Below are 17,904 nucleotides of genomic sequence, written 5' to 3'. Positions count from 1 at the left end.
TAGGAGCCTCCGCTTAATAGATCGGCGTCGGATATTTACGTTGCACGGTAGTTAAATAAGCGGTGCCGTTCACTATTTCGATGGTATTCACGGTGGCAAAAGACTGCGGGTTGTTTGTTCCGGAGTGAATATTGACGATCATATTGGGCCGGCTGCAGATGTAGCGTTCAAAGCTCGCACGGGTACCATTCCCGTAACAGGAAATCACTGCGTAGTTACCATCCACCACTTCACCATTATTATCGTTGTAAGGATTGTTGAGCGGGCTCAGTCCCGGCGACAGCAGGCTGAATCGCTGCCATGCCGTGGTCCGGATGCCATCGGCGGCATTGTCTGCAAACAGCGGAAAGCTGAAATAACTATTCACGGCGTTAGACGTGTTATTGCGGCGCAGTGTCGTCAGGAACCTGAAATTATATCCCGGTACCGGATTCGTCAGTCCGTCGCCGGTAAGGAGCGTCATCCAGACATTCGCTTCATCCTTTATCCCATATTGCAGCATGCCGGCGTCTACATTCCTTGGTTTCTTCGTTTTGTCAGCTGCTTCATATCCTTCTGCGCTCATGTTATAGAAGTTCACATACACCAGCGAGTCAGACAGTGACAGCTTGTGGAAAATTTCGCGGCGTAACAGCATGCCATTTTCCTTGGTCCTGAAATTTTTCTGCAGGATGTGCAGGGTGTATACTTCACGGCTGTCCAGTTGGAGAACGGTATCCAGCAACACCTTCTTTTTCAGCCGGTCTTCCAGGCTAAAGAATGGTATTCCACTCACCGGGCGGTACATAAACATCACCCGGTGCTGGCCGGCAGGTATCTGCGCCCAGCTGGAGAGGTCAAAACCATTAAGTATGGGTCCTACCAACACGTCTTCTTTACCGGGATACTCAGGGTTACGGAAGGAATTACTGGTACCTATATGCGAAGGGTATGGCGGTGCATAGGAGCTGCGCTGGTCCAGGAAATCACCGATAATAGCTGCACTGACGGGCATACCGGAAGCATCCGTCTGCGGATCGATGAGCATCGTCAGAAACGGCTGCTCCTCATCCTTGTTTTCCAGTGCTACGGTATAGTTCAGGTTATTGAACACACGCAGGTAGGCAGGGTTGTCTATCTTCTCATGTTCTATCTTGGCACAGCTACCCAAAGCCAGCGCCAGGCCTGCTATGATAATGGAAAATGTTTGTTTCATGCTTTTTTAAGTTTAGGGCTACCGGTTATGTTTAACAATGATCATCTTCGCTTTGGATGCCTCCGGCCCACCGGCGCCATCTCTTCCTATCAGCGCTATAGAGTAGTAGCCGGGCTCCTGGTTCGGTATGATTCCCCGCACATACATTTCTTTCCGGGCCACCAGGTCAGCACTTTTCACCACCGGCACCTGTGTAAGCCATGTGCCGGGAAATACACCGGGGTTTGACCGGAAGGCCATAATATGGTACGGATCATCGACCAGGCCAACAACCGTATTGGTGGCATCCTCCGGGATAATGCCCGGCTGCAGCCCACGGGTAACGCCATATCTGCCGAACGACTGGCCATTAGGCGCCGTGAAATTCACATTAGGTATATCCGGGCAGAAATTATAGAAGCGGAAGTGGATAGGATGTTTGTACTGCACCCGCAGGAAAGAGCCGTCCTGCCCATCGCCACCTGGTACAAATACGCCGCCGCTCAGGTTGTTGGCGGCAATGGCTATCTGCGGCTGTCCTTTGGCATCGCCGTATATCCATGCGGTATAGTTGCCGCCGGGGCTTACCATCTTCTGCGTAGAAGCCAGCACTTTACCGGAAGCGTCGGTTGCTTCAATGGTGGTCATAGCTGCCACGATGTTCGTATACTCGCCGGCAGTACCGTAGCCGATGTTGCCACCAGCCTGCGCGCCGTTCACTTTCAGCCGCAGGGAGGCTGCGCCGGGGAGGGCATTCACGGCCTGCAAACGGCCATAGTTCACATTGGCAGGATCGGCAATATCCGCTATGATCTGAAAAGCGTTTTGGGTAAAACTGGATTCATCATGACCACCGGGAATCGCATAGGGCAATACCTGCGGCGTAATGACGATCGTGTATATTCCCCCGGCTGGTAAGTACGTATAGGCGCGTAAGTTAGCCCGGTAACAACAGGCTGTACAGAACCCAGCGTAATGGTAGAGGTAGCCCGGTCTATCATGGCCGCGTTTTCTTCGCGGGCGCCGCCGGAAGCGGTCACCTGCGTACCGGTGGATGTCATTACCCTGAACTGGTAGGTACCATAAGGCACTTCCACATACTCCGACCAGTGGCCGGGCGCAATGTTGGATGTGGTGGCGCTAACCGGCGTTCCGTCGGCAAAAGCCAGCGACATAGGCCCGTCCACCCGCTCCTGTCCAGCATCAGGACGTCTGATCCCGGAGGCAAGGTTTACAATGCGGATCTTGAAATGGTCAGGCCGCGAAGGTGCTTCTACGGAACGGGGGATCTTGTTCACCTCCGGAATATTACCTGTCAGCAGCAGAGGACCGCGGATAATATAATAATCAGAAGGGTTGTTATAGTCGTCATTTACATCCAGTTCCACCGGTCTTTCCCCTACTGTCAGCTCTTTGGTTTCAATTTTCAGATGTGCGTTACCGTTATTCTGAAACAAATCGCGCGGCACCGTCCAGGTAGTAGCCAGACGGCCTTTGTCAGGGAAATATTTTGTCGCCGGATACCGCCATTTATCATCGAGGTAGGACAGGACCACGTAGTTGGTCAGCGTATCATTATTGGCGATCACCTGGTTGTGCGTGCTCAGGTTCACGATCCGGACGCCGGAATTACTCCGGACATCCTGAACGGTCCTGTTGTCATACAGGTGGTCCATTTTATCTTTATTGCAGGACAACATGAAACCGGCGCCTGCCAGCAACACTCCTGCTATCATGGAAATACGTTTCATTTTTATTTTTTTATTCCGGATAACCGTTACCGTTAGAACAGATTATAAGTAAAGCCCAGCATGATCTCGCTGCCGCGTTTGAAACTGCGGTTAACGTATTTGTTGCCATACCACAGGCCGCCGGTGCCCGGCGCCGCGTATACGGTTTCTATCGCCGGGTTCAGGATATTCTTGGCATATCCCTTGAACAGTAAACGTTTGGTAACCCGCTGCGTAAAGATGAAATCCAGTACCGGCACCGGACGGGTATAGAGGTCCGGCTCACCTGTCAGGTTGATCTGCACCAGCCGCTCGCCCACCATATTGAAAGTGGCGGTGACATCGGTACCTGAACGGCCGTTCTTATAGTTGAGCCAGGCGTTTACGGAATATGGCGCCTGTTCAAACAGCGGGCTGTACTCCGGCGTATGACGGTCCAGGGATTTGTTGGCCTTATACCGCTCCGTCGATTTCTTAATCAGGCTCTGTGCCAGCAGCAGGTTGGAACCAATATTGAAATTCTTCAGCGGGGCGTAGAGCCTTCCGAGGTCTTTTACCACTTCCAGCTCCATTCCCCATACCTTGCCTTCGTTCGGATCATTCTGGAACTGGATGGTGGGATATTCAGGATATTTGGCAGCGAGACCGTCTGTTTTGAGGCTGAAGACCTTCACCAGCTGATGTTGTATCCGTTTTCCAAACAATGATACTGACAGCACTTCTCCCGGGTTGGGGAACCACTCCCACCTGAAATCGAGGTTTTCCGTTTGTTGGTTGACCAGGCCAGGGTTACCTACCACCAATCCCATCTGGAAAGCATCAAATTCGAACACGTTGGTGATTTCACGCAGCTCCGGTCTTGCCAGGGTAGTATTGTAACCGACGCGGAAATTCATGCTTTCCAGCGGCGTATAGGTCAGGTTAAAGGAATAAAAAGGTTTGTAGCCCGTCTTGTAAGCGGTATTGGGATTGATAAGCACCACAGGCACTTTCGTACCATCGTCACCAGGAGCAGTAAGCGATGGATCGAGATAAACGTCGGAAGTATCCACGGCAGATTGAATATTGGTTTTCTCAAAACGCACGCCACCGGTAAGACGCAGATTGGCCGGCAACCGTAGGTCCATCATACCATAGAAGGCGTTGGTTTCAAAAAAACCGGTGTAGTTATTGGGAGACTTCTGACTGTTGTACAGAAAACCGCCAACAGGGTTGGCACCTTCGCCGGTACTGCCTCCGGGGATTTTGATACCGATCATCTCCGGGCTAACCAGGCGATTCAGGTTGCCCTCCACGGCGTACAGCGGGTAGGCGCCATAGGTAGAGAAATTAGATCCCGGCAGGAAGAACATGTTCTCCCGGAAGCTACGGTCACGGTTCAGGTAGTTCACGCCGGTTTTAAATTCCTGCTTCTTGCCAAACAATGGGAAAGGCAGCGTTACATCGGCTTTATAGTTATAGTTGGTTTCCTTCAGCCTGCGCCAGCGGCGGCCGTTGGGCTCGGCCTGTATGATACCGTAGGTACCGTAGCCGTTCACATAGCCGGAATTGAGCGCATACAGATGGTCTGTATACACATAATCGCCCGAGCCGGGAAATGATCCTACAGCAGGTTTGTAATAGTATCCTCCGTTGCGCGGCGCATAGTCTGTCAGCGTCACAAAACGATAGTCAGGATCATTCTGTGAAGAGTTGGACGTAGCGATGTTGTAGCTCAGGCGCGGGCTGTATTCGCCCTTCATGAACTTATGCTCGCCCTGAAGGTTGAAGGTATGCAGGGTACGGTACGTCTGCTTCAGTGAATAGATAGTGCTGCTCACTTCTCCCGGCAGGCCGGTATACTGGTATTGCCCGTACATGTTGACTGCCTGCGCCTCGCTGCCCCAGCTGCCGAGGTACTGCATACTGATTTCATGACGGGGGTTGAACTTATACGTCAACCCCGTCAATGCTCCATAGTTGATTGTTTGTATTCCTGTGTTCTCTTTATAGGTTTGATATTTACCCATGAACAGGTTGTTCGGGGTAATATAGTTGGGTATGTTGCGCGGACTGTACACGTCTTTGTTACCGGTGATCACACCCTGGTAAACACTATACTGGGTAAGGTTTCCGCCGTAGATATCTGTTGTGCGGCTGTAGTAGTTGGCGCCGGCTATGACCCCCAGCGTATGTTTTCCAAACAGCTTAAAGCTGTTGCCATAGGTAGCCGAATATAGCTGGTTCAGCGGTGCTTTGCGGTAATTGGTGGTCAGCACCGGATCGAAACTATGCATCAGGTTATTGATGCGGACAGCTTCCTGTTGCAAGGCAGGACTGTTGGGGCTGTTGGAGATCAGTTGCTGTATCTGGGATAAACCGCCGGGATATTGTTTGGACAAGTCCAGGAATTCGGCAGACAGGTCTTTTTTATTCACCCTGGTACCTAAGAATCCCATCTCGCTGTTATAGAAGCTGTTCACACGGCCATTGGGGCCGATATTGGAATTAAAGCCGGTTTGCGCGATGATGGTAAATATCGCGCTGTCGGGAACAGATTTCGTTTTCAGTTCCACGATACCGGCGGCGGCATCGGCGGGCTTATCAGGTGTAACCGTCTTGAAGATGGTGATATTATCGAGGAGGGATGCCGGTACAAGGTCCAGCGGGATGGTGCTTCTGTCGGGATCGGAAGAGGCGAGGCGGACGCCGTTGAGCTGCCCGATCACGCTGCGGTCACCGAGCCCGCGGATAGCTACGTATTTGTCGTCCGTGATGGTAACGCCGGATACTTTCTGCAGCGCCTGGGTGGTGGTGATACTGCCGGTGCGTTCTATCTGTGCGGCGGATATGGCGTCCTGTACGATGGCGGCATTTTTACGGTCCTGTAATACCGCGATTTCCGTATTGAGTTTACGGCGTGCGTTGACGGTCACTTCGCTGAGTTGTTTACTGGAAACGGTCAGCGCGATGATCATTGTACCACCGGCGTTAGCTTTCACTTCCCTGGTTTCGTAGCCGATGTAGCTGACGATGAGCGTAACGCCGCTTTGTGTCACGGTGAGGTTGAAGATCCCGTTGACATCGGTGGAAGCGCCGGCAGCGGCGCCTTTTACGCGTACAGAAACGCCGGGGATGGCTTCTTTTGTTTTGCTGTCGATCACCTTGCCGCTGATCTTCACAGGTACCGGTTGTTGGGCGATCACCACGTAGCCTTCCACCAGCTTATATTCCAGACCGGTGTTTTCCAGGATGCCGTGTAAGGCGTCCTGGATACGGATAGCGGGACTACTGATGGTAACCTTTTTATGGGTTTTCTCCAGCAGTTCCTCCGGTAACATAAATTTAACTTCGCCCTGCTTTTCGATGGCGAGCAAAGCCTCTTTTAAGGCTACCTTGTTCAACTGCAGGTTTATTTTCCGGGTCAGATCCTGGCTCTTTACGTTCGCGGCCAAAAGCAACCCTGCTGCGGTGAGTTGCAATACCAGCACAATAAATGAACATCTCATCAGGAAATAAATTATGGGCCTTATTCCTTCGCTTTGTCCCAGAGGAGCGCCGGTATTTTTTTTATCCGGGCGGGCCCGTTGGCACGCGAAGGCGGGATGCATGCTAAATCTTAAAGGATTTCTTTTTAATCCTTTTTCCATACTTTTGAATGTTACTGGTTAGTCCCGGTTTTCCGGGAAATCTGGTATCCTTTTTCATGGTGCCTGTTCGTCGTCCAAAACTTATCAGGCATGATGAAATCATTTTAAGACGTTCCCGTGTATTTGTCAGATACCGGGAACGTTTTTTAGTTGTGTACTGTTAGGGCATATGATTGTTTTCTGTTAATGAATAGTAATCTGGCGGTTGTTGATCTTGTAGGTAAACCTGCTGCCGGTGCTCAGCACACGGAGGGTTTCTTCCATGGGCCGGTTGGCCGACAGTGTAACAGTTATCCGCTTTTGTGCGGTCACAGGTTGTTTAAAACGGATGCTTACATTATACCAGCGTTCCAGCACCGCTGCCACCTCCTGCAAGGTGTTGTTGTTAAACGCCAGGCGGGCATTCTTCCAGCCGGCGATGTCTGCCACGGGCATTTCAGCGATGGCTGTCTGCTGCGCTACCGGGTCCCAGGTGACCTGCTGTCCGGGAGTAAGCACCGCCACACCGTTGCCTCCATGCTCTACCTGTACCTTACCGGTGGCTACGGCCACTGTCAACGGTGTCCCCCTGAAAGCATTGATCTTAAAAGAGGTGCCCAGTACTCTGGTCTGCACCATGCCTGTATGCACAATAAAAGGGTGCGCCGGATCTTCGCTGATGTCAAAAAAAGCTTCCCCTGTAAGCGTGATCTCCCGGGTAGGACCATTGAAGGCTTCGGGATACTCCAGTTTACTGTCAGCCCCGAGGTGTATCACTGATCCGTCTGCCAGCGTGATCACGGCCCGCTGCCCCTTCGGGTTTTGTTTTTCCAGGTTAGCCAGTGCGATAGCATTGGTTTTATGCTGCTTCCGGTATTGATGCACGCCGATGGCCCCCAGCGCAGATACCAGCAGTGTCCATATGGCGGCGCGGCGCAGGAAAGAGAGCCGCTTTGGCCGCATGATCGCAGGCTCCTGTTCCTCCTGCATGACGGCCATCCGTTGCCGCAGTACTGTCTTCCATTCCTCTGCCTGCTGATCATCCACCCTTATCTGCTCCATCAACAGCATGTCTGCTGTCAGCCGCTCTGTTAACACCTCGTCCAGTAACTGCTGTCCCTCCGGCTGCTGAATAAAAGCCGCTGTCTGCAGCTTTTCTTCCGCGGTACAGCGGTGGTCCAGGTATTTGTTCATTAATGCTTTCGTGATCGTATTTGCCATGTTGATTGTTGTGAACGGTGGTCCGCTCACTTATATAGGGGAGAAAAGAAGGGGCAGGGGGCTAATGGGAGCATCACAGGTAACAATTACATAACATTGGCAGACAGCGCTTATCGTGTCCACCAATAAATCAGTACCGCCATCGAAACATCCGTATAGTCTTTCAGGTGATGCCGGAAATGGGTCAGGGAAGCTTTGATATGATTCTTTACAGTAAACAGCGAGAGGTTCAGTTCTTTGGCGATTTCCGCGTGAGAGCGGTGCTCGTGCCGGCTCATTTTAAATACGCGCTGGCGTTGGGGGCTCAGCTCATCCAATTTATCCAGATACACCTGGGTTAACTCGTGGCAATCCATCTGGTTGTCTGCCGCCGGAGAGACCAGCGTTTCATCATCATAGGCCTGTTCTATAGGAAGTATCGCCAATGACTTTTTAGTCATGGCTTTGATAACGGCATTTTTCATGGCACGGAACAAATAGGGCGCCAGTTGCACGTCCGGGTCCAGCTGCTGCCTTTTCTCCCATACCCACAACATCAGGTCCATCATCGTCTCTTCAGCAACGCCCTTGTCCTGCAGATAGTTCAGGGCGTAGTTGTATAACCTTCTGGAATACCGGTCGAACAATACTTCAAACGCCTTTACATTATTGAGTCTGCATTGTTCCAACAGTGAATAATCTGATAAGTCGTGTAGCACTTCGCTCATAGATTCATTCCAATTTTTCCAGTCGCAAACATAAGGGCAAAAAAACAGCAGCGATATTATCTAAACATTAACTTTTGTTCTTGCTTACTGCCGATCATGCCGGCAGCGGCAAAGCGTTTTATAGTTATACGGACAGCATCAGGCAGCAGCCAGGCAGGCAATAAATGAGCGTGGTCATGGCTGACCGGCGCCTCCGGAAGAGCCGTATACCTGGCCGGTAGCGTAACTGGCATCGCTGGCAGCCAGTTGCACGTAGATAGAAGCCAGTTCCGCCGGCTGGCCGGGTCTTCCGAAGGGCGTTTTACCTCCGAAGTTTTTAAGATTTTCTGCGGTAGCGCCGCCACTTACCTGTAGCGGCGTCCAGATAGGGCCCGGCGCAACGCCGTTTACCCGGATACCTTTGGGCGCCAGCTGTTTTGCCAGCGATTTAATATAGTTGGTGGTAGCTGCTTTCGTTTGTGCGTAGTCGTAGAGCTCAGCAGAAGGGTCATATGCCTGTTCCGACGTGGTACCAATGATAACGGCACCAGGCTGCAAATGTGGCAACGCTGCTTTTATGATCCAGAAAGGCGCATAGATGTTTGTCTTCATGGTCCAGTCAAACTGATCAGTGGAGATATCCAGGATAGACGTATGCGCCTGCTGCCTGGCGGCATTGTTGATAATAATATCCAGGCCGCCCAGTGCACTGACCGCCTCATCGACAAGTTTCCTGCAGAAAGCCTCGTCTCTCAGGTCACCCGGAATAGCCACTGCCTTACGGCCTTCCGCCTTAATAAGCGCTATCACTTCCTTAGCGTCCGGTTCTTCGGAAGGATAATAGTTAATGGCTACATCAGCCCCTTCACGGGCATAGGCGATGGCTGCGGCACGCCCCATACCGGAATCGCCACCGGTAATCAGTGCCTTTCGGCCTTTGAGCCGCCCGGAACCTTTATAGCTTTTCTCTCCGTGATCGGGCCGCGGGTCCATCTGGCCCGCCAGCCCGGGCCAGGGCTGAGATTGTACTTTAAAGGGAGGCTTGGGATATTTGCTGACAGGGTCTTCGATACCTGCTGTTGAGGACGCCGGTGTGAAACCCGCGCCCCGTGCAATCATGTCCGGAACTGTAAGCATCGCGAGGGTAGTTCCCATGCCGGTCAGCATATGACGGCGGGTGATCCTGTTGTCTGGTTCCATAACCTGTGTTTTAATGGTGAGCACGGCTGCCTTCAAGAAATTTAAGCACAACAGCCATGCCTAGCGGGGCACATTTTTCATGCCAGAACAACATGGGAATCTCAGCAGTAATTGTTACTTTTTTCGATGCCGGAGAAAAGCTGCCTATAAAAAAAGCCGCTTCGTAAAGCGGCTTTAATCGAAAATTATTTTGTGACCGGTTTTCCCTGTTCATCAAACGTTTCTATTTTAGTTTGATTCTGTTTGTCCACATAGATTTTAATTCTCACTTTTCCTTTGCTGTCGCGGATAAACAGGCCCACTTCGTCTTTCCAGGTGCGACCTACAAAAAGCCTTTCCGTCCCGTATTTTCCTTCTGACACCAGCTGTTTCATTACTTCATTATACACCTTTTCATCTTTGAGTGCTGTCAGGGAGTCATGTACCTGGTTCTGGCGGGTGAGCGTGAAATCATCCGGGCGGTCCCAGATTTTCAGGCCATAGGTGCGGGCCTTACTGCCTTCGAGGTCCTGCATGTATTGCAGCTGCATGATCTGATCGTTGCGGTATTGGTCTACCGAATATACCATGCCTGCTCCGTCTTTTTTGTCGGCGTCATATACCAGGCCGCCGCATTCATCGCCGGCGCTATTGAAAAAGATCAGTCCCGGCTGCCTTTTCCTCGGAGCCAGTTCTTTACCTTCCGCCATACCCGGATGTTGTCTTTCTCCGTTGGCGATCACCATTTTCAGGGTGCCGTCTTTTTCCACAACGTTGATTCTTTCCACGTCTATTTCCTGGAAGCGCTGTTTACCAAAGTCTGTCCGGAAGGCCATGAAAAAGAATGCTACCAGTACTGTCGTGAGGATGAGGGAATAGGCTTTCAATAAGCGGACTTCCCGTTGTAATTTCTCCATAAGCTATCAGATTTAAGTTGGCTGCAAATGTAGTTATTTAGTGACCAGTTTTCAGGGGATTATTTACCCCGCTAATTTGTCACATCTGCCCCTGTGCGCTATCGTAAAATGAATATAGGTTTGCAGAAAATATCCTGGTTATGAGAAAACTGATTTTACAGCTGCAGCTGTCGGTCGACGGCTTTGCCGCTGCAACAGACGGGAGTGGTAGCTGGATGGTGTGGAATTACGGCGGGGAATGGACCTGGGACCCTGCCCTTCAGGCATATCATACCGCTTTGATAGCTACAGCGGACGACGTGCTGCTCAGCAGGAAAATGGCTGAAGAGGGCTTTATCGGGCACTGGGAGAGGATGGCGGACAACACCGCCAATCCGCAATCCGTATTTGCCGGGCATATCCGGGATGCCCGGAAGGTGGTATTTACGCACACGCTGGACCGTTCGGACTGGCCTAACACCGTGCTGGCTACAGGAGATCTTACGGAAGAAGTGACAGCGCTGAAGCGACAGCAGGGGAAAAACCTGATCGTTTTCGGCGGGGTATCTTTCGTTTCCGCGCTGATCGCAGCAAGGTTGATAGATGAGTACCACCTCATTATCAATCCTGCGATTATCGGCAGGGGAATGCCCGTTTTTGACAAAGTGAAAGACATCCTGGGACTGTCGCTGGTCAGCGCTACGGCCTACCCTTCCGGCATCACGGTACTGCACTACCGTTATGCCGGCTGATAACAGAGCAGCAATACGCCTTTATCCAGCCGGCGGGTGCCGGTGAGCTGTAAGCCTGCCTGGATGCCGTTGGCAAAGAAACGCTTACCGCCGCCCATAATGACCGGATGTACCAGCAACTGGTATTCGTCGACCAGGCCTGCTTTGGTCAGCGACTGTACCAGTTCCCCGCTGCCTTCTACCTGTATCTCATTGCCGGGCTGTTGTTTCAGCCGGGCGATTTCCTCTTCGATATTCTCCCGGATGATGGTGGAGTTTTCCCAGGAGGCTTCCTTCAGGGTGGTAGACACCACGTATTTTTGCACGTTGTTCAATTTAGCGGCTATGCCCATTTCGTTATTTTTTAAGGAAGACCAGTAAGGGGCCAGCATCTCATAAGTTTTACGACCAAAGAGGATGGCGTCTGCTGACAGAATACCTTCGCGGATAAGGTCCTGCCGGGCCTGGCTGTCGTAGGGGTTAAACCATTGTCCCATGCTTTCAGCATCAAAAACACCATCTAATGTCATCCAGGTAGAAACGATTAACTTTCTCATACGTTGTTTTTTATACAAAGTAACGCCGCCGCTAACCGGGGGTATAGAACAAACCCGACAATCTTCAGGAGGAAAAGTCTGTGGCCGCTTTCTGATATTCCAGCGGCGTATGGCCGGTAAAATCCCGGAAGGCCCTTATCAGATGGCTCTGGTCCGCATAGCCGTGCTGGAAGGCCACACCGGCCATGTCTGTAAAGCCGTTGCTGCTCAGCTGCCGCAACGCCGCGTCAAACTGACAAATACGACCATATGTTTTAGGGGATACACCCACGTGCATTTCAAACAGCCGCTGTAAAGTACGTTCCGTCATATACAGTTCCTGCCGGACTTTCATCATAGGCAGTGCGCCACCGTACTGCTGTATCAGCCGCGTGGCATGCAGCACCGGCTGGCTGATTTCCAGTTTACCGGGGGATGTCAACCGCAACAGATAATCGTTCATAAGTGTCAGCCGCTGCTCCAGCGACGGTGCATTCAGTAGCTGCTCCCTGAGGCGCATCCCCCGCGCCGGTTCAGACAGGCTGAGGTCCACACTCAGGTCTGTCAGTTCCCGGGCGCTCCAGCCAAATAACGTTTTCAGGGTATGCGGATGCAGGAAATAAGCGATAATTGTCACCGATGCCGACACCGGCAGCAACACGGGACGTATGTTCTGTCCGTATAAGACAAGATGATCGGTGTTAAGATGGCTGGCCGTCAGCTGAAAAACGATACTGGGAGAACCTTTTGCGATCAATGGCAGAAAAGTATCGACAGACAGCCGCCCGCTCTCCAGTACCATGATATGGCTTACATAATTCGCCAGCGAAGGAAGCGGTGTGATCAGTTGCGTTCTCATTTTACAGCGTCTGTTCTGTAAGTTAAACTTTCTCCGCCACCTGCGGAAGGTCATTTTTTAATGAACTAATTAAATATTTTTTTGTAATTACGTATATGCCATACAAACACATTCTATACAAACGCTGGAATATCGCTTTACCCCTCTGGACCCTCTTAAGCCCGCTGATCGGATTGTTTATCCTGATGCTGGCCGGCAGCACCGACAGCACCGTTTTTTCCCTGGTGATGGCGGTATCGCTGATCAGTATCGTACTGTCTGCGGTGCATCATGCAGAAGTGGTGGCCCACCGGGTAGGTGAACCTTATGGTACGCTGATCCTGGCGTTGGCCATCACGGTCATAGAGGTATCGCTGATTGTTTCCCTGATGCTGAGTGAGGGCGCCGAAGGCTCCACGCTGGCCCGGGACACCGTGTTTGCGGCTATCATGATCCTGTTGACCGGTATTATCGGCCTTTGCCTGCTGGTAGGCGGCTATCGGTACAAGGAGCAGGTTTTTATCAAACAAGGCACCAACGCGGCCCTGACCACTCTAACGGCCATCACTGTACTCACTTTGGTATTGCCCAACTACACCACCACCGCGCCGGGACCGGTATACTCCAACAGTCAGCTGCTGTTTGTGGCGCTTATCTCTCTCGTGTTGTATGGCGGCTTTGTCTCCGTACAAACCGGCCGTCACCGCGATTATTTCCTGCCGGAAGACGAAGCAGAAGTGCATTCCGCCCCTCCCGGCAACCTGACCACTACTTTCAGCATGTTGTTTCTGCTGGTGTCCCTTGCACTGGTGGTACTGTTGTCCAAGAAATTATCACCTGCCATTGAATCGATGGTCGTCAGCATGGGCGCTCCCAAAAGCCTGGTAGGTATTATCATTGCAGCCGTCATCCTTTTACCGGAGGGGCTGGCAGCCATACGGGCGGCGCGGCGCAACAGGTTGCAGACAAGCCTGAACCTGGCGCTGGGCTCTGCACTGGCCAGCATCGGCCTCACTATCCCTGCGGTAGCGATTGTGACCGTCTTCGCCGGTTTCAGCGTCACCCTCGGCATTGACACCAAATCCACCTTGTTGCTGATATTATCCCTGTTCACCATCAGCATCTCTTTTAACGCCGGCCGCACCAATATCCTGCAGGGAATTGTGCTGCTGGTGATCATGGCGACTTACCTGTTTACGACAATTGTACCGTAATTTTATACTACGAAATATATACTTGCCGACACTAACCCCAGGCTCATCAACGCCTGGCGGGAATTCTTCGCCGAAATACCGGAAGTGAGCATTACAGAAGGAGATATTACCCGCCTGAAAGTGGATGCCATTGTAAGTCCCGCCAACTCGTTTGGTTTTATGGACGGATCATTGGACCATGCCTTATCGGAAAGACTGGGCTGGGACCTGGAAAAGCGCCTTCAGCAACAGATCAGAGAGTTGCCGGAAGGCGAGCTGCTAATCGGTACGGCACTCACACTGGAAACCGGCGATCCGGACATTCCATGGCTGATTTCCGCGCCTACCATGCGGGTTCCGACCAACTTCAATATCGATACGTCTATCAACGCTTATCTTGCCATGAAGGCTATCCTGCTGCATGCCCACAGGCACCCGGAAATTAATTCCGTCGCCATCCCCGGGCTATGTACCGGCGTTGGCCGCATGCAGCCCATCATCTGTGCCCGGCAGATGTTCACCGCCTTTGAAGAAATTATCCTGGGGAAAAAACAGGACTTTAAAAACTTTGCAGAAGCCCAGAAGTACCACTGGAACATCAATCCCCAGGGCATGATCTGGACACACTAAATCGCGTACAACCACCGGCGCAATCATACGGCGCCGGCCATACGCAAATCTTCAGACCCGTTGACTTAACAGCAGTTTACGGAATCGCGTAAAAGCAAGGGGTAAACCGAAGGAACTGACCATAACAAAAAACAGCATTGTCTCTTCGCGCCCGAAAATCGTCAAATAAAAACTAACCGCCAGGAGCAGCGGCGCCAGGAAAAGGGTATCAGGGACAAGATAATGTTCCTCCGTTTCGAACCATAATAGTAAAATCCCGCCACTACTGATCATTGCTGAAATCCCGCACTTAAAACCATGCTTCTTAAACGATAAGCTTCCATGTAACATGGCAGATTAAAAGGTTTAAATATAATCAACCAAGATTTTCCTGATTGCGCATTATTTTTTCCCGATTCCATAAATACCGGGCAAAAGCGCGCGTTACCTTCATGCCCGGGAGATACACCACATCTCTCTTGCTTACAACGAGCAATAAATTTTCGTACGAGTAAAGGCCGGCCATTTCTGGCTGGCCCCATTCATGGCAGCGGATATTGCATTATATTGTTATCCAAAAGTATTTTCATTCTTATCCAGCTCCATGGCCCGCTACATCCGATATCTGCTGATCTGTTGCCTGGTCTCCGTTTCAGGGGCCATGCTGTATGCGCAGTCGCCGCTGCCGGACGTTTACGGCTACCGCCACCTGCAAACCATCTTCAAAGGAGATACCGTAGACATCCTCATCAAATCAAAAAAAGGAGAAGAGCACCTCAAAAAGCCGTTATTCCTGTTCTGTCAGGGCAGCTTACCGCAGCCACTTCTCACCCGGTACGAACAAAACGGGCAAACGGCAGTCACCAATGCTTTTGTATTCAACCCCGACAGCCTCACCCGGCACTATCACGTAGCGGTTATCAGTAAAGCATATGTGCCGCTGGTGGCAGACCAACGCGATCTCAACCCGGATTTTACCTATAAAGACAGCACCGGCCGGTTTCCCCGGAAGTACCTGGAGCGGTATTACCTCGATTACTACGTGGAACGCAACCTCGCTGTAATCTCCTTTCTGCTGCAACAACCATGGATCAGCCCAAGTCCCCTGGTGGTAGCCGGCCATTCAGAAGGCAGCACCATCGCTGCCAAAATGGCCAGCCGCAGCACCCGCATCTCCCACCTGATATACTCCGGCGGTAACCCACAAGGACGCATGCTTACACTGATATCACGGGAACGGGCACACGAAACGGATACAACCAGCGGCGCCGGCGCACTTTTCTCGCAATGGGAAAAAATAACGGCACAACCACAGAACATGGACTTCTCAGACGGCGATACCTATAAAGTGACCCATGACTTTTCCCAGCCTCCGGCGAACTATCTCCGAAGATTGAAAATACCGGTACTCATCACCTTCGGCACCCGCGACGCCGGCGTACCTTACCTGGACCTGTTCCGTACAGAAATGATCCGGCTGCGCAAGAAGAACTTCTACTACCGCGAATACCCCGGCACAGAACACAACTATTTCCCGCTAAAACCCAATGGCAAACCGGACTACGACGTCTTCAACTGGGACAGGGTGGCGGAAGACTGGCGCCGGTGGCTGCTCACCCAACCACCGCTGCCCGCATTAAACTTACCGGCCCCTCCGCCGTCCAAGTGAGTGAACCTAACAGACAGGTCATGAAAAAATTTGTCGTGATAACAGGCATCCTCCTGGCCATGGCAGCAGCCACGCCGCAGGCATACGCACAGATAAGCATCGGCGTATCCGTAGGCATAGCGCCACCACCGATACCGGTTTATACCCAACCGCCCTGCCCTGGCGACGGATACATGTGGGTACCCGGCTACTGGGCCTATAACACCCGCTATTACTGGGTACCGGGCATATGGGTAAGGGCCCCTTATGTGGGCGCACTCTGGACACCAGGCTACTGGGGCTTCATCGGAGGGGTATACCGCTGGCATCCCGGCTCCTGGGGGCCACACATCGGCTACTACGGCGGCATTAACTACGGCTGCGGTTATTATGGCACAGGCTTTACCGGCGGCATGTGGAGAGGTAATTCCTTCCACTACAATACAGCCATCACCCGTGTCAATACGACCGTAGTGCACAACACCTATATCAACAGAAGTGTTGTCAATAACAATGTAAACCGTACCAGCTACACCCGGAATGTGATCAACAATAACCATGAAAACATCTCCCGGACAGCGCGCAATAACAACCGCAGCAACAACTTCACGAACAACAACTCCATCCGTCCTTCCCGTGGCGCCTGGGGCGGCAACCACCAGGCAGGTATGAACAGGCCGGTGGCCATGACCCGATCACAAGGCAGCTTTATGCGCCCGTCTGCCGGACCCGGAGGCAACTTTCATCATAGCGGCGGCGGAGGACACTTCGGAGGAGGTGGACACTTTAGCGGCGGTGGAGGACACTTCGGCGGCGGCGGACATGGCCGGCACTAACGCTAACGAATATATGACATAAAAAACAGGTCTCAGCGCTTACAGGCATTTCCCGTCAGGGAGATGCCTGTACTATAAACAAAAACAAGGCTGACCAACCGGTCAGCCCTGTTTTTCGGTCTTCACCTGTTCACAACCCCGCCATCCAACGTGCCCGTCACGATGAAAAGCAGCCCGCATCAACAGGATGTTTACACCGATAAAGAGTACAACAGCAAGTATGGCAGCCACCCTGGAGATACGCGCCAGCGCGGGCCGCTTTGAAAAACCACCAAAGATGTAACCGATAATAAATACCATACTCGCCGCAAATAAAATCCTGAAAAGGATAAGAAAAGCAAATAACATAACATGATTTTTTAAATGGTGAATAATTACCTGAACTTAGCCAGCAACGCTTCGTTTTCTGCCTTGCCCCAGTGAGGCGCCGTCCCTGCCTTATCTTTCGCCAGCAGCCCCAGGCTTTTCTCCGCCAGTTCCTTCGCCAGCGGCTTGTCGCCGCCCCACATCTTAGGCGTGTAGTATTTCACCCAGGCCCGGATGTATAAAGCCCTCGGATTTTCCGGCTGCAACTGAAGCGCCTGCTGCAGGTATTTTTCGGATAACATGCCGTATTTACGGCCATACGTCATAGGATTAATAAACACTTTGATACGGTTTACCATACTGGCCACCGTCAATACTTCTGACAGCTCCTGCTGTTGCCTTGCACTGTCCAGCAGCGCCTGCGCACGGCCAATCTGTTCTTCGCCTTTCACACTGTACGGTTCTATCTTATCGCCATCTTCCTGGTAAAGGAAACCGATCTTCGCATTGCAATACGCCGCATAATACCAGGGTAGCCATGAATCAGGCTGCTGTGTGGTCAGCGTGGTAAATGTTTTTTCCAGCGCTTCGTAGTCTTTTACAGAAGCGGCGTTGTCGAGCTTATGCACTGCTTCTTCCAGCGATTGCGCCATCGCGAAAACGGAGCAGGCCAGCAGCATCAGGGAGAGAATTGTTTTTTTCATAATGAGCGG

The 17,904-nt window shown here is 51.8% G+C and carries 18 protein-coding genes; 5 read left to right on the top strand and 13 right to left on the bottom strand.

Annotated elements, in window-relative coordinates:
* Positions 1–13: 13 nt before the first annotated feature.
* From HF324_RS04675 to HF324_RS04640, 8 genes are all read right to left on the bottom strand, one after another.
* Positions 14–1,195 carry a hypothetical protein gene (locus HF324_RS04675; protein WP_168862014.1) on the bottom strand — a complete coding sequence of 394 codons (1,182 nt, stop codon included), beginning with the start codon at positions 1,193–1,195 and terminating at the stop codon, positions 14–16.
* Positions 1,196–1,213: 18 nt separating this feature from the next.
* Positions 1,214–2,047, bottom strand: a complete 834-nt coding sequence (locus HF324_RS04670; protein ID WP_168862013.1) for a DUF4397 domain-containing protein — start codon at positions 2,045–2,047, stop codon at positions 1,214–1,216.
* Positions 1,981–2,925, bottom strand: a complete 945-nt coding sequence (locus tag HF324_RS04665; protein ID WP_168862012.1) for a hypothetical protein — start codon at positions 2,923–2,925, stop codon at positions 1,981–1,983. The genes HF324_RS04670 and HF324_RS04665 overlap by 67 nt, the downstream gene beginning before the upstream one ends.
* A gap of 32 nt (positions 2,926–2,957) precedes the next feature.
* Entirely contained in the window at positions 2,958–6,392 is a 3,435-nt protein-coding gene (locus HF324_RS04660) for a TonB-dependent receptor (RefSeq protein WP_168809995.1), read from the bottom strand.
* A 324-nt stretch (positions 6,393–6,716) separates the two neighbouring features.
* Positions 6,717–7,733, bottom strand: coding sequence for a FecR family protein (locus HF324_RS04655; protein ID WP_168809993.1), 1,017 nt, complete (start codon positions 7,731–7,733; stop codon positions 6,717–6,719).
* A gap of 110 nt (positions 7,734–7,843) precedes the next feature.
* Positions 7,844–8,440, bottom strand: coding sequence for an RNA polymerase sigma-70 factor (locus HF324_RS04650; protein WP_168809991.1), 597 nt, complete (start codon positions 8,438–8,440; stop codon positions 7,844–7,846).
* A 174-nt stretch (positions 8,441–8,614) separates the two neighbouring features.
* Positions 8,615–9,619: an SDR family oxidoreductase gene (locus HF324_RS04645; RefSeq protein ID WP_168809989.1), complete on the bottom strand. Its 1,005-nt coding sequence runs from the start codon at positions 9,617–9,619 to the stop codon at positions 8,615–8,617.
* A gap of 185 nt (positions 9,620–9,804) precedes the next feature.
* On the bottom strand, positions 9,805–10,515 hold the full coding sequence (locus HF324_RS04640; RefSeq protein ID WP_168862011.1) for a hypothetical protein: 711 nt from the start codon (positions 10,513–10,515) through the stop codon (positions 9,805–9,807).
* Between the two features lie 140 nt (positions 10,516–10,655).
* Here HF324_RS04640 and HF324_RS04635 point away from each other — a divergent pair, with 140 nt between their 5' ends.
* Positions 10,656–11,246, top strand: coding sequence for a dihydrofolate reductase family protein (locus tag HF324_RS04635; protein ID WP_168862010.1), 591 nt, complete (start codon positions 10,656–10,658; stop codon positions 11,244–11,246).
* Here HF324_RS04635 and HF324_RS04630 read toward each other — a convergent pair.
* Both HF324_RS04630 and HF324_RS04625 read right to left on the bottom strand, forming a co-directional pair.
* Positions 11,234–11,782: a dihydrofolate reductase family protein gene (locus tag HF324_RS04630; protein WP_168862009.1), complete on the bottom strand. Its 549-nt coding sequence runs from the start codon at positions 11,780–11,782 to the stop codon at positions 11,234–11,236. The genes HF324_RS04635 and HF324_RS04630 overlap by 13 nt on opposite strands.
* A 64-nt stretch (positions 11,783–11,846) precedes the next feature.
* Complete coding sequence (locus HF324_RS04625) at positions 11,847–12,620, bottom strand: AraC family transcriptional regulator (RefSeq protein WP_168809979.1); 774 nt, start codon at positions 12,618–12,620, stop codon at positions 11,847–11,849.
* A 95-nt stretch (positions 12,621–12,715) separates the two neighbouring features.
* Here HF324_RS04625 and HF324_RS04620 point away from each other — a divergent pair, with 95 nt between their 5' ends.
* Both HF324_RS04620 and HF324_RS04615 read left to right on the top strand, forming a co-directional pair.
* On the top strand, positions 12,716–13,813 hold the full coding sequence (locus HF324_RS04620) for a calcium:cation antiporter (RefSeq protein ID WP_168862008.1): 1,098 nt from the start codon (positions 12,716–12,718) through the stop codon (positions 13,811–13,813).
* Between the two features lie 84 nt (positions 13,814–13,897).
* A complete protein-coding gene (locus tag HF324_RS04615; protein WP_258539421.1) occupies positions 13,898–14,422 on the top strand; it encodes a macro domain-containing protein in 525 nt (174 codons plus the stop codon).
* 51 nt (positions 14,423–14,473) lie between these two features.
* On the opposite strand, the gene HF324_RS04610 is transcribed toward HF324_RS04615, so the two are convergent.
* A complete protein-coding gene (locus HF324_RS04610) occupies positions 14,474–14,752 on the bottom strand; it encodes a hypothetical protein (protein ID WP_168862007.1) in 279 nt (92 codons plus the stop codon).
* A gap of 253 nt (positions 14,753–15,005) precedes the next feature.
* Between HF324_RS04610 and HF324_RS04605 the strand changes: the two genes are divergently transcribed.
* Together HF324_RS04605 and HF324_RS04600 are read left to right on the top strand one after the other, a co-directional pair.
* Positions 15,006–16,070 carry an alpha/beta hydrolase family protein gene (locus HF324_RS04605; RefSeq protein WP_168862006.1) on the top strand — a complete coding sequence of 355 codons (1,065 nt, stop codon included), beginning with the start codon at positions 15,006–15,008 and terminating at the stop codon, positions 16,068–16,070.
* Between the two features lie 20 nt (positions 16,071–16,090).
* Positions 16,091–16,885, top strand: a complete 795-nt coding sequence (locus HF324_RS04600; RefSeq protein ID WP_168862005.1) for a YXWGXW repeat-containing protein — start codon at positions 16,091–16,093, stop codon at positions 16,883–16,885.
* 102 nt (positions 16,886–16,987) lie between these two features.
* Here the strand turns inward: HF324_RS04600 and HF324_RS04595 are convergent, their stop codons facing one another.
* On the bottom strand, positions 16,988–17,185 hold the full coding sequence (locus HF324_RS04595) for a hypothetical protein (RefSeq protein ID WP_168862004.1): 198 nt from the start codon (positions 17,183–17,185) through the stop codon (positions 16,988–16,990).
* A gap of 74 nt (positions 17,186–17,259) precedes the next feature.
* Complete coding sequence (locus HF324_RS04590; RefSeq protein WP_168862003.1) at positions 17,260–17,895, bottom strand: hypothetical protein; 636 nt, start codon at positions 17,893–17,895, stop codon at positions 17,260–17,262.
* Positions 17,896–17,904 lie beyond the last annotated feature (9 nt).

The organism is Chitinophaga oryzae (assembly GCF_012516375.2).
Taxonomy (GTDB): Bacteria; Bacteroidota; Bacteroidia; order Chitinophagales; family Chitinophagaceae; genus Chitinophaga; species Chitinophaga oryzae.
The sequence above is the reverse complement of the archived record's forward strand: the minus strand, read 5'-3'. Positions and strand labels throughout refer to the sequence as shown.